The 12,354-nt window shown below is 59.7% G+C and carries 12 protein-coding genes; 10 read left to right on the top strand and 2 right to left on the bottom strand.

The genetic code is table 11. The features are described 5' to 3' along the window. Nucleotides 1-186: 186 nt before the first annotated feature. A complete protein-coding gene (gene metJ / locus ACJ8HB_RS21915; RefSeq protein WP_006317756.1) occupies nt 187-504 on the top strand; it encodes a met regulon transcriptional regulator MetJ in 318 nt (105 codons plus the stop codon). A gap of 77 nt (nt 505-581) precedes the next feature. Here the strand turns inward: metJ and rpmE are convergent, their stop codons facing one another. Next, a complete protein-coding gene (rpmE, locus tag ACJ8HB_RS21910) occupies nt 582-797 on the bottom strand; it encodes a 50S ribosomal protein L31 (protein ID WP_004931078.1) in 216 nt (71 codons plus the stop codon). Between the two features lie 199 nt (nt 798-996). On the opposite strand from rpmE, the gene priA reads away from it, so the two are divergent. From priA to rraA, 7 genes are all read left to right on the top strand, one after another. Next, nucleotides 997-3,192 (top strand): primosomal protein N', encoded by a 2,196-nt coding sequence (gene priA, locus ACJ8HB_RS21905; RefSeq protein WP_043148438.1) that lies wholly within the window; start codon nt 997-999, stop codon nt 3,190-3,192. A gap of 291 nt (nt 3,193-3,483) precedes the next feature. Next, complete coding sequence (cytR, locus tag ACJ8HB_RS21900) at nt 3,484-4,512, top strand: DNA-binding transcriptional regulator CytR (RefSeq protein WP_004931082.1); 1,029 nt, start codon at nt 3,484-3,486, stop codon at nt 4,510-4,512. 65 nt (nt 4,513-4,577) lie between these two features. After that, nucleotides 4,578-5,513 (top strand): cell division protein FtsN, encoded by a 936-nt coding sequence (ftsN, locus tag ACJ8HB_RS21895; RefSeq protein WP_047570053.1) that lies wholly within the window; start codon nt 4,578-4,580, stop codon nt 5,511-5,513. Between the two features lie 102 nt (nt 5,514-5,615). Continuing rightward, entirely contained in the window at nt 5,616-6,146 is a 531-nt protein-coding gene (hslV, locus tag ACJ8HB_RS21890) for an ATP-dependent protease subunit HslV (RefSeq protein ID WP_033649891.1), read from the top strand. Nucleotides 6,147-6,158: 12 nt separating this feature from the next. Beyond that, nucleotides 6,159-7,493, top strand: a complete 1,335-nt coding sequence (hslU, locus tag ACJ8HB_RS21885; RefSeq protein ID WP_033636435.1) for an HslU--HslV peptidase ATPase subunit — start codon at nt 6,159-6,161, stop codon at nt 7,491-7,493. 96 nt (nt 7,494-7,589) lie between these two features. Further along, nucleotides 7,590-8,507, top strand: a complete 918-nt coding sequence (locus tag ACJ8HB_RS21880; RefSeq protein WP_047570051.1) for a 1,4-dihydroxy-2-naphthoate polyprenyltransferase — start codon at nt 7,590-7,592, stop codon at nt 8,505-8,507. A 75-nt stretch (nt 8,508-8,582) separates the two neighbouring features. After that, a complete protein-coding gene (gene rraA, locus ACJ8HB_RS21875) occupies nt 8,583-9,068 on the top strand; it encodes a ribonuclease E activity regulator RraA (RefSeq protein WP_004931090.1) in 486 nt (161 codons plus the stop codon). 60 nt (nt 9,069-9,128) lie between these two features. Here rraA and zapB read toward each other — a convergent pair whose 3' ends face one another. After that, a complete protein-coding gene (gene zapB, locus ACJ8HB_RS21870) occupies nt 9,129-9,368 on the bottom strand; it encodes a septal ring assembly protein ZapB (RefSeq protein WP_004931092.1) in 240 nt (79 codons plus the stop codon). A 524-nt stretch (nt 9,369-9,892) separates the two neighbouring features. On the opposite strand from zapB, the gene ACJ8HB_RS21865 reads away from it, so the two are divergent. Both ACJ8HB_RS21865 and glpK read left to right on the top strand, forming a co-directional pair. Next, nucleotides 9,893-10,738 carry an MIP/aquaporin family protein gene (locus ACJ8HB_RS21865; RefSeq protein WP_004931095.1) on the top strand — a complete coding sequence of 282 codons (846 nt, stop codon included), beginning with the start codon at nt 9,893-9,895 and terminating at the stop codon, nt 10,736-10,738. A 42-nt stretch (nt 10,739-10,780) separates the two neighbouring features. After that, the gene (gene glpK, locus ACJ8HB_RS21860; protein ID WP_033649890.1) at nt 10,781-12,289 is read left to right on the top strand and encodes a glycerol kinase GlpK; all 1,509 of its coding nucleotides are present in this window, start codon (nt 10,781-10,783) and stop codon (nt 12,287-12,289) included. The last annotated feature ends 65 nt before the right edge of the window (nt 12,290-12,354 follow it).

The raw sequence follows: 12,354 nt of genomic DNA, 5'->3' as shown, positions 1-12,354 counted from the left end.
ACCCGCTAAAATTATGCCGATATGACATGACGATAAGATGTTAAGCCGCAATGCCCGGCCGAGGTGGGGCATTCAGTGACCCTGGTCGCGTAAAATTGACATTTATTTAGTGAGAACAGTGAAGATCGGGCATAATTGGCCGGTTTTTAGAATTTTGTAATTTTTCTGACAAAGTTAAGGTGTCCCATGGCTGAGTGGAACGGCGAGTATGTCAGCCCTTACGCTGAACACGGTAAAAAAAGCGAGCAAGTCAAAAAGATCACGGTATCCATTCCGCTGAAGGTCCTGAAAATCCTCACCGACGAACGGACCCGTCGCCAGGTGAACAACCTGCGCCACGCCACCAACAGCGAACTGCTGTGCGAAGCGTTTCTGCATGCCTTTACCGGCCAGCCGCTGCCGAACGATGAAGACCTGCGCAAAGAGCGCAGCGATGAAATTCCGGAAGCCGCGAAAGTGTTGATGCGCGAACTGGGTGTCGATCCCGATACCTGGGAATATTGAGAACCGCCCGGCGAACGCCGGCGGCAGAAACGAAAAAAGGCGCCAAAGGCGCCTTTTTCATCGGACGATAAGAAATCTTATTTCTTAGCGCCTGGTACGCTGAAACGCTTGTTGAAGCGGTCAACGCGGCCACCGGTAGCAACGTCACGCTGCTTGCCAGTGTAGAACGGGTGGCATGCGCCACAAACGTCCAGGTTCAGATCGTGGCCCACGGTGGAGCGGATCTTCATCACGTTACCGCAAGAGCAGTTAGCAGTAACTTCTTCGTATTTTGGGTGGATACCTTGTTTCATGGGAAACCTCAGTTAAGGCCGTGTCGCTATCCAGCCCTGTTTCGCCAGACACCACACGTGGTTGATAATAGAATTTTGGTATCGAATTATACCAAAGGCGGCAAATTATACAGCATTAGCCGGGGCGCGCAATCGGAACCGTACATTTGCCGATGCGCCGTGTAAACTGATGCCCACTTTTTTCAATTTGGATGAGATCATGCCCGTCGTACACGTTGCCTTGCCGGTTCCCCTCGCCCGCACCTTCGACTATCTGCTGCCGCCCGGCATGCAGCCGGTGGCCGGCGCGCGCGTGGGCGTGCCCTGGGGCAGGCAGCATGCGATCGGCATCGTCACCGGCTGCAGCGACACCAGTGAACTGCCGCTGGACAAGCTCAAACCGATCGACAGCGTGATCGACGCCGAATCGCTGTTCTCCCCCAGCCTGTGGCGCATCCTGCGCTGGGCCAGCGATTACTATCACTACCCCATCGGCGAAGTGCTGTTCCATGCGCTGCCGATCCTGCTGCGGCAAGGCAAACCGGCCGAGGCCGCGCCGCTGTGGCAATGGTTCGCCACCGAAGAGGGGCGCGCCACCCCGCCCGAAAGCCTGAAACGCGCGCCGAAACAGCAGCAGGCGCTCGCGGCGCTGCTGCAACGCCCGGTCTATCGCCACCAGGTCAGCCAGCTTGAGCTGACGGAAAGCGCCCTGCAGGCGCTGCGCGCCAAAGGGCTGATCGATCTGCGCGCTCAGGTCGCGGATACGCACGACTGGCGCCCCAACTTCGCAGTGCTCGGCGAGCGGCTGCGGCTGAACACCGAGCAGGCTACCGCCGTCGGGGCGATCAGAAGCGAGGATGAGCAGTTCGCCGCCTGGCTGTTGGCGGGAGTAACCGGCTCCGGCAAGACCGAAGTCTACCTCAGCGTGCTGGAAAACGTGCTGGCCAAAGGCCGACAGGCGTTGGTGCTGGTGCCGGAAATCGGCCTGACGCCGCAAACCATCGCCCGCTTTCGCGAGCGCTTCAACGCGCCGGTAGATGTGCTGCACTCCGGGCTGAACGACAGCGAGCGGCTGGCTGTTTGGCTGCGCGCGCGCAGCGGCGAAGCCGCCATCGTCATCGGCACCCGTTCGGCGCTGTTCACGCCGTTCCGTCAGCTGGGCGTAATCATCATCGACGAAGAGCATGACAGCTCTTATAAACAGCAGGAAGGCTGGCGCTACCACGCCCGCGATCTGGCGGTGTTCCGCGCCCGGGAAGAGGACATCCCGATGGTAATGGGCTCCGCGACCCCGGCATTGGAAACGCTGCACAACGTGCAGCTGGGTAAATATCGCCAGCTGAAGCTCACCCAGCGCGCGGGCAACGCCAAACCGGCAACGCAGCACCTGATCGATCTAAAGGGGCTGCCGCTGAAGGTCGGCCTGTCGCAACCGCTTTTGAAAAGCATGCAGCACCATTTAAAAGCCGGCAATCAGGTGATGCTGTTCCTCAACCGCCGCGGTTATGCCCCGGCGCTGCTTTGCCACGAGTGCGGCTGGATCGCCGAATGCCAGCGCTGCGATCACTACTACACCTTCCACCAGCATCAGCGCCAGTTGCGCTGCCACCACTGCGACAGCCAGCGGCCGGTGCCGCACCAGTGCCCACAGTGCGGCTCCACCCACCTGGTGTCGGTCGGCGTCGGCACCGAACAGCTGGAGCAGGAGCTGGCGCCGCTGTTCCCCGACACGCCGATCACCCGCATCGATCGCGACACCACCAGCCGCAAAGGGGCGCTGGAGCAGCACCTGGCGGATATTCATCGCGGCGAAGCGCGCATTCTGATCGGCACGCAGATGCTGGCCAAGGGCCACCATTTTCCCGACGTCACGCTGGTGGCGTTGCTGGACGTGGACGGCGCGCTGTTCTCCGCCGACTTCCGCTCCGCCGAGCGTTTCGCTCAGCTGTATACCCAGGTCTCCGGGCGGGCCGGCCGCGCGGGCAAACAGGGTGAAGTGCTGCTGCAAACCCACCATCCGGAGCACCCGCTGCTGCAGGTACTGCTGCAACAGGGTTACGACGCCTTCGCCAAACAGACGCTGGCGGAGCGCAACAGCGTGTTTCTGCCGCCTTACACCAGCCACATCATCGTGCGCGCCGAAGATCACGACAACCAGCAGGCCCCGCTGTTCCTGCAGCAGCTGCGCAACCTGCTGGAAGCCAGCCCGCTGAAGGACGATTCGCTGTGGGTGATGGGCCCGGTGCCGGCGCTGCAGTCCAAACGCGGCGGCCGTTTCCGCTGGCAGCTGCTGCTGCAGCACCCGACGCGGCGCGTCCTGCAACAGCTGATGAAAAGCTCGCTGCCGCTGATCGGCACCCTGCCGCAAACGCGCAAGGTGAAATGGACGCTGGATGTCGATCCGATCGACAGCTGATCCCGGAAAAGTCCGATTTAGCTGCCGCAGTGCAAACGTTTACCCTTGAAATTGCGAGCGAACGCTAAAAAACCTTCTCAGGTCACATTTTTTATGCAAATTAGGTAACAAAGGCGGGGCGTATTCTGTTTAGAATGTCTGCGAGGGCAAATTTTGTCGCCACATCGCAGCGCGACGGAGTGCCCGAACGCGAGTGGCGCTCAATGACAACAATTTCGCCACCGCATGCCGGACATTGTGAGCAAACAGCAGTAGTGGCGTCGGCATGGGGCTGACGCAAGGAGAAAGGCGTTGGAACACAAGAAAGAGTTATCCATGGCGACCATGAAAGACGTCGCCGAAATGGCGGGCGTTTCAACGGCTACCGTATCGCGTGCGCTGATGAACCCGGAAAAGGTGTCAACGCCGACGCGCCAGAAAGTGGAACAGGCCGTCCTGGCCGTGGGTTATTCTCCTCATGCTCTGTCACGCAATATCAAGCGCAACGAATCCCGCACCATCCTGGTGATCGTGCCCGACATCTGCGATCCGTTTTTCGCCGATGTGATCCAGGGGATCGAACAGACCGCCGCCCAACAAGGCTATCTGGTGCTGATCGGCGACTGCGCGCAGCAAAACCAGCAGGAGCGCACCTTCGTCAATCTGATCATCACCAAACAGATCGACGGCATGCTGCTGCTGGGCTCCAACCTGCCGTTCGACGCCAGCAAGGAAGAGCAGCGCAACCTGCCGCCGATGGTGATGGCCAACGAGTTCGCTCCCGAGCTGGAACTGCCGACGGTGCACATCGACAACCTGACCGCCGCCTTTGAAGCCGTGCATTATTTGCATCAATTGGGCCACCGGCAGATCGCCTGCGTCGCCGGGCCGGAACAGATGCCGCTGAGCCATTATCGGCTGCAGGGTTACGTTCAAGCGCTACGTCGTAATGGCATTACCGTCGAAAGCAGCTATATTACCCGGGGTGATTTTACCTACGAAGCCGGCGCGCAAGCGCTGACGGCGCTGATGGCACAGCCGAAACCGCCGACGGCGGTGTTCTGCCACAGCGACGTCATGGCGATCGGCGTGCTGTCCCAGGCGAAGAAAATGGGGCTGCGGGTGCCGCAGGATCTGTCGATCGTCGGCTTTGACGACCTCAAGCTGGCGCAGTATTGCGATCCGCCGCTGACCACGGTGGCGCAGCCGCGCTTCCAGATCGGCCAGCAGGCGATGTTGTTGCTGTTGGAGCAGTTGAACGGCCAGACGGTGGCCAGCGGCTCCCGGCTGTTGGACAGTGAATTGATTATCAGAGGCAGCACCGCTGCCCCGAAACGCTAGTCAAATATTTTAGGGTTCAGTAACATGACGGACTTATCCTTTCATCAGGACACAGCGGAATAATAGTGGCACAAAAAGACTATGTAAGCCGTGGGCGCGCAGCAGGAGCTAAGCGTAAAACCCCCAGCCGTAAAAAACGCAGTTCTCCGAAGGTTTCCAAAACCGTGCTGGCGTTAGCCGCCGCGTTGCTGGTTGTCTTTGTCGGTGGCCTCTATTTCATTACGCACAACAAGCCGGAAGACGCGCCGTTGTTGCCTGCGCACACCACGCGCCCCGGCAACGGCCTGCCGCCGAAGCCGGAAGAGCGCTGGCGCTACATCAAAGAGCTGGAAAACCGGCAGATCGGCGTGCAAACCCCGACCGAACCGACGGCCGGCGGCGAGCTCAATTCCAAAACTCAGCTGACCGCCGAACAGCGCCAACTGCTGGAACAGATGCAGGCCGACATGCAGCAGCGCCCGACGCAGCTGAACGAAGTGCCGTATAACGATCCGGGCCAGGCCAACGCGCGCAGCGCTCGCCAGCAGCAGCAGATGCAACAACAGCAAATGCAGCAGCAGCCGGTGCAGCAACAGCAGCAGGTCAGCCAGCCGCCGCGCAACCCGTTCAACAACGGGGCCACCACCGCGCCGGTGCAGCCGCACCCGCAGCCAAAACCGACTACCCAGCAACCGGTGCAGGTGAAACAGCCTGAGCCGAAGCCGCAACCGAAACCGGAGCCCAAACCGGAAGTGAAACAGGAAACGGCCAAGCAGGAAACCAAACCGGAATCAAAACAGAAGTGGATGGTGCAATGCGGTTCGTTCCGCGCCACCGATCAGGCTGAATCCGTGCGTGCGCGCCTGGCGTTCGAAGGCATCGAGAGCCGCATCACCGCCGGCGGCGGTTGGAATCGCGTGGTGCTCGGCCCGTACAGCAGCCGCGCCGCCGCGGACAAAACCCTTTCGCGCCTGAAGGGCGTCGGCATGTCGAGTTGCATTCCCCTCTCCGTTGGGGGTTGAAAAGCGTCAATCCCCCCCCATCTATACTCTCAATATGCCTCGTAGCGTCTGCGAAAGCAGGCGCTGCGGGGGCTTCTTTCCGTCTTTAACGAGGGTCTGCTCGTGACAACAATTGTAAGCGTACGCCGCAACGGCCAGGTCGTCATCGGTGGTGATGGCCAGGCAACCCTGGGTAATACGGTGATGAAGGGTAACGTCAAGAAAGTGCGTCGCCTGTATAACGACAAAGTGATCGCCGGTTTCGCCGGTGGCACCGCTGACGCCTTCACGCTGTTTGAACTGTTTGAACGCAAACTGGAAATGCATCAGGGCCACCTGGTGAAAGCCGCCGTCGAGCTGGCGAAAGACTGGCGCACCGACCGCATGCTGCGCAAGCTCGAAGCGCTGCTGGCGGTCGCCGATGAAAACGCTTCGTTGATCATCACCGGCAACGGCGATGTGGTGCAGCCGGAAAACGATCTGATCGCCATCGGCTCCGGCGGCCCTTACGCTCAGGCCGCAGCCCGCGCCATGTTGGAAAATACCGAGCTGAGCGCCCGCGACATCGTTGAGAAATCCCTCAACATCGCCGGCGACATCTGTATTTACACCAACCATTTCCACACCATTGAAGAATTGCCTTCCAAAGCGTAAGGATCGAATACCATGTCTGAAATGACCCCGCGCGAGATCGTCAGCGAACTGGACAGCTATATCATTGGCCAAAACAAGGCCAAACGCGCTGTCGCCATTGCCCTGCGCAACCGCTGGCGCCGGATGCAGCTCAACGAGATGCTGCGTCACGAAGTGACCCCGAAAAACATTCTGATGATCGGCCCGACCGGCGTCGGTAAAACCGAAATCGCCCGCCGTTTGGCGAAGCTGGCCAACGCGCCGTTCATCAAGGTTGAAGCCACCAAGTTCACCGAAGTGGGCTATGTGGGCAAAGAAGTGGACTCCATCATCCGCGATCTGACCGATGCCGCCATCAAAATGGTGCGCATGCAGTCGATCGAGAAAAACCGCACCCGTGCCGAAGAGTTGGCCGAAGAGCGCATTCTCGACGTGCTGATCCCGCCGGCCAAAAACAACTGGGGCCAGCCGGAAGAAGGCCAGGAGCCGTCCGCCGCCCGCCAGGCATTCCGCAAGAAACTGCGCGAAGGCCAGCTGGATGACAAAGAGATCGAAATCGATCTGGCCGCCGCGCCGATGGGCGTGGAAATCATGGCGCCTCCGGGCATGGAAGAGATGACCAACCAGCTGCAGTCGATGTTCCAGAACCTCGGCGGCCAGAAGCAAAAACCGCGCAAGCTGAAGATCAAAGAAGCCTTCAAGCTGCTGGTGGAAGAAGAAGCCGCCAAGTTGGTGAACCCGGAAGAGCTGAAAGAGCAGGCGATCGAAGCGGTTGAACAGCACGGCATCGTGTTTATCGACGAGATCGACAAAATCTGTAAGCGCGGCGGCCAGAGCTCCGGCCCGGACGTCTCGCGCGAAGGCGTGCAGCGCGATCTGCTGCCGCTGGTGGAAGGCTGCACCGTGTCGACCAAGCACGGTATGGTGAAGACCGACCACATCCTGTTCATCGCCTCCGGCGCGTTCCAGACCGCCAATCCGTCGGATCTGATCCCGGAACTGCAGGGCCGTCTGCCGATCCGCGTTGAGCTGCAGGCGCTGACCACCGAAGACTTCGAGCGCATCCTGACCGAGCCGAGCGCGTCGCTGACCGAGCAGTACAAAGCGCTGATGGGCACCGAAGGCGTCAACATCGAGTTCACCGCCGACGGCATCCGCCGCATCGCCGAAGCCGCGTGGCAGGTCAACGAAAGCACCGAGAACATCGGCGCGCGTCGTCTGCACACCGTGCTTGAGCGTCTGATGGAAGATATTTCCTACGAGGCGAGTGAAATTAATGGCCAATCCATTACAATTGATGCGGATTACGTGCGCAGTCATCTGGATGAACTGGTGGCGGATGAAGATTTGAGTCGTTTTATCCTATAATCGCTCAATCTTTGTCTTGTCAGTCATCTGTGTGGGAGGCATTGCCTCCCACAATTATTTCTAACGGACACCGCAACTTACTGACAGAAGCGAAACATGAGCTCATCGACCCCCACCACCCCGATCACCGCCTGGCTGGAAAGTCTACGCCCCCGCACCCTGCCGTTGGCCTTTGCCTCCATCGTGGTCGGTTCGGCAATCGCCGCCTGGCACGGCAGCCTGAAACCCGAAGTGGCGCTGCTGGCGCTGTTGACTGCCGGCCTGCTGCAGATCCTCTCCAATCTGGCGAACGACTACGGCGATGCCGTCAAAGGCAGCGACAAAGAAGATCGCATCGGGCCCTTGCGCGGCATGCAAAAAGGCATGATCACCCAGGCGCAGATGAAACGGGCGCTGGTGGTGACGGTGGTACTGATCGCCCTCGCCGGCTGTTCGCTGATCGCCGTCGCCTGCGAGCAACCCAGCGACGTGGTCGGCTTCCTGGTGCTGGGCGGGCTGTCTATCGTGGCGGCCATCACCTATACCGTCGGCAACAAGCCCTACGGGTATTTGGGGCTGGGCGACATCTCGGTGCTGGTATTCTTCGGCTGGCTGAGCGTAGCCGGCACCTACTATCTGCAAACGCACACCTTCGACAGCGTCGTGATGCTGCCGGCCACCGCCTGCGGCCTGCTGGCGACGGCGGTGCTCAACATCAACAATCTGCGCGATATCGAGAGCGATCGCGAAAACGGCAAGAATACGCTGGCGGTGCGTCTCGGCCCGCACAAGGCGCGCATTTACCATGCCCTGCTGCTCGGCGGCGCGGTGCTGTGTTTCGCGCTGTTTACGCTGTTCAATCTCCACAGCCCATGGGGCTGGCTGTTCGTGCTGGCGATCCCGCTGCTGGTGCGCCACGGCCTGCGCGTACTGCGCGATCCGACGCCGGTCGGCATGCGGCCGATGCTGGAGCACATGGTCAAGGCGGCGTTGCTGGCCAACCTGCTGTTCGCTATCGGCGTGGCGCTCAGTTAAAAACTGATGATTTTGCCAACAGGGCGAATAAAGGGATATACTGAACATTCCAGCGGCAAACAGACGTAAAATCCTATGAAATACGATACTTCCGAACTTTGCGACATCTATCATGAAGAGGTGAACGTTGTTGAACCTCTGTTCTCCAATTTTGGCGGGCGTACTTCATTTGGCGGGCAGATCACCACGGTGAAATGCTTTGAGGATAACGGCCTGTTGTTCGATCTGCTTGAAGAAAACGGCCGCGGCCGCGTGCTGTTGGTCGACGGCGGCGGTTCGGTACGCCGGGCGCTGATCAACGCCGAACTGGCGCGCCTGGCCGCCCAGAACGAATGGGAAGGCATCGTGGTGTACGGCGCGGTGCGTCAGGTGGACGATCTGGAAGAGCTCGACATCGGCATTCAGGCGATGGCGGCGATCCCGGCGGGCGCGGTAAGCGAAGGCGTGGGGGAAAGCGATATCCGCGTCAACTTCGGTGGCGTCACCTTCTTCTCCGGCGATCACCTGTATGCCGACAACACCGGCATCATCCTCTCCGAAGACCCGCTCGACATCGAGTGATTTTCGGTCATGAAAAAGGGCGCCGCAGGCGCCCTTTTCGTTGCTGCCTGGCGTGAGGAATCAGACCTCTTCCATTTTGCCCAGCAGAGCGCGCAGGCGATCTTGCCATACGTGCTGTTCTTCTTTCAGCTGTTGGTTTTCGCGCACCAGCGCTTCGTGGTTGCCGGAGGCAGCCTGAACTTCCTGCGACAGAGAGTTGTTTTTGTCTTTCAGCTCTTCAATTTCCATCTGCAACAAGGTGATGGTATCAATCGCCTGCTGTACTTTTGCTTCCAGTTTCTCAAATACTTCAAATGACATGCTTCAGTCCCCTCATGATAGCAAGGCGTACATCTATAAGTAGCGGCCGCAACGTCGGCTGCAGCTACTGCGAATATTGCATCGCGCTCAGTGACGCGCGCCGTTATGGAAGGCGCGCCAGTCTCGATTCGTTAAAAACGATTGTAAGTAGCCAGTCTCCGCCTGTCTAGCAACATACCGGATCATCGCGCAGTCTGTTGCAATTTTCCTGCCTCCGCCATCAGCAAAAACTGAAAATCCCCGCCGCCGCCGCCGCGAGTTGTTAACGCCCCTCGCCAAACCACTGGTCAGATCACACTTTTATGGCTCAGAAAGAACACTAAACGACGCGAAATCGCTCAATTTTATGACGAGCTACACACATTTTGATTTCGCTATTTCTCGTTTATGTTCGTTAACGATAAATTTACATCACGTCCTCATTCAATAATTGGACGAGATGAAAAAAACTGTGCCCATAGGTCAGATGTATACCTAACTGAGCCTATAAACCAACAACCGCCGTTTTGCAGGACAACAACATTATGAGCCAAACCACCAGTCCGACATTAAAAGGCCAGTGCATCGCCGAGTTCCTCGGCACGGCGCTGCTGATCTTCTTTGGCGTAGGCTGCGTTGCCGCGCTGAAACTGGCAGGCGCCAGCTTCGGCCAGTGGGAAATCAGCATCATTTGGGGCCTGGGCGTCGCCATGGCCATCTATCTGACCGCCGCCATTTCCGGCGCGCATCTCAACCCCGCGGTCACCCTCGCTCTGTGGCTGTTCGCCTGCTTCGACGGGCGCAAAGTGGTGCCTTACATCATTGCGCAGATCGCCGGTGCCTTCTGCGCCGCCGCCCTGGTCTATGGGCTGTACTACAACCTGTTCTTCGACTTCGAAGCGGCTCACCACATGGTGCGCGGCAGCAACGAAAGCCTCGAGCTGGCCGGCATCTTCTCGACTTACCCTAACGCGCATATCTCCGTCGGCCAGGCCTTCCTGGTAGAAATGGTGATCGCCGCCATTCTGATGTGCCTGATCCTGGCGCTGACCGACGACGGCAACGGCATCCCGCGCGGCCCGCTGGCGCCGCTGCTGATCGGTATTCTGATTGCCGTGATCGGCGCCTCTATGGGACCATTGACCGGCTTTGCGTTGAACCCGGCGCGTGACTTCGGGCCGAAACTGTTCGCCTACCTGGCCGGCTGGGGCAAAGTCGCCTTCACCGGCGCACGCGACATCCCGTACTTCCTGGTGCCGATCTTCGCCCCTATCGTCGGCTGTGGCCTGGGCGCTTTCGGTTACCGCGCGCTGATTGGCCGCCACCTGCCGTGCGACGTCTGCGTGACGGAAGAAGAGCCCGACGCCAAGACCCAGCAGCGCAAAGCATGATGGGTGCAGTTTTACACGGTTAACAACAGCAGGATAATTACCATGACTGTAGAAAAAAAATACATTGTCGCACTCGACCAAGGGACCACCAGCTCACGCGCCGTCGTGCTCGATCACGACGCCAACATCGTTGCGGTATCGCAGCGCGAATTCCCGCAGATCTATCCCAAGGCCGGCTGGGTTGAGCACGACCCGATGGAGATCTGGGCGTCGCAAAGCTCGACGCTGGTAGAAGTGCTGGCGAAAGCCGATATCAGTTCCGATCAGATCGCCGGCATCGGCATCACCAACCAGCGCGAAACCACCATCGTCTGGGAAAAAGAGACCGGCAAGCCGATTTACAACGCCATCGTCTGGCAGTGCCGCCGCACCGCCGACATCTGCGAGAAGCTCAAACGCGACGGCCTGGAAGAGTACATCCGTCACAATACCGGCCTGGTGGTTGACCCGTACTTCTCCGGCACCAAGGTGAAGTGGATCCTGGACAACGTCGAAGGCGCCCGCGAGCGCGCCAAGCGCGGCGAACTGCTGTTCGGCACCGTCGATACCTGGCTGGTATGGAAAATGACCCAGGGGCGCGTACACGTCACCGATTACACCAACGCCTCACGCACCATGATGTTCAACATCCACGAGCTGGACTGGGATGAACGCATGCTGGAAGTGCTGGATATCCCGCGCGCCATGCTGCCGAAAGTCCGTCCTTCCTCCGAGGTGTACGGCCAGACCAACATCGGCGGTAAGGGCGGCACGCGTATTCCTATCGCCGGTATCGCCGGTGACCAGCAGGCGGCGCTGTACGGCCAGCTGTGCGTTCAACCGGGCATGGCGAAGAACACCTACGGCACCGGCTGCTTCCTGCTGATGAACACCGGCAAAGAAGCGGTGCGTTCGAAAAACGGCCTGCTGACCACCATCGCCTGCGGCCCGCGCGGCGAAGTGAACTATGCGCTGGAAGGCGCGGTGTTCATCGGCGGTGCGTCTATCCAGTGGCTGCGCGACGAGCTGAAACTGATCAGCGACGCCGCCGACTCCGAATACTTCGCCACCAAGGTGAAAGACAGCAACGGCGTCTATGTGGTGCCGGCCTTCACCGGCCTGGGCGCCCCTTACTGGGATCCGTACGCCCGCGGTGCCATCTTCGGGCTGACCCGTGGCGCCAACAGCAACCACATCATCCGCGCTACGCTGGAATCCATCGCTTTCCAGACCCGTGACGTGCTGGACGCTATGCAGGCCGACGCCAACACCCGCCTGCAATCGCTGCGCGTGGACGGCGGCGCGGTCGCCAACAACTTCCTGATGCAGTTCCAGTCCGATATTCTCGGCACTCGCGTAGAACGCCCTGAAGTGCGTGAATCGACGGCGCTGGGCGCCGCGTTCCTGGCGGGCCTGGCCATCGGCTACTGGAACGATCTGGACGAAGTGAAGAGCAAAGCGGTGATTGAACGCGAATTCCGCCCAAGCATCGAAACCACCGAACGCAACTACCGCTACGGCGGCTGGAAAAAAGCGGTGGCGCGCGCTCAGGCGTGGGAAGATCACGAGTAATCCCGAAGCTGCCGTTTCACCAACAAGCGCTGCCTGCGGGCGGCGCTTTTTTTTGCCCCGCCCCG

The sequence above is a fragment of the Serratia sp. CY27727 genome (assembly GCF_052169275.1).
GTDB lineage: Bacteria > Pseudomonadota > Gammaproteobacteria > Enterobacterales > Enterobacteriaceae > Serratia > Serratia sarumanii.
This window is presented reverse-complemented; position numbering and strand designations above follow the sequence as displayed.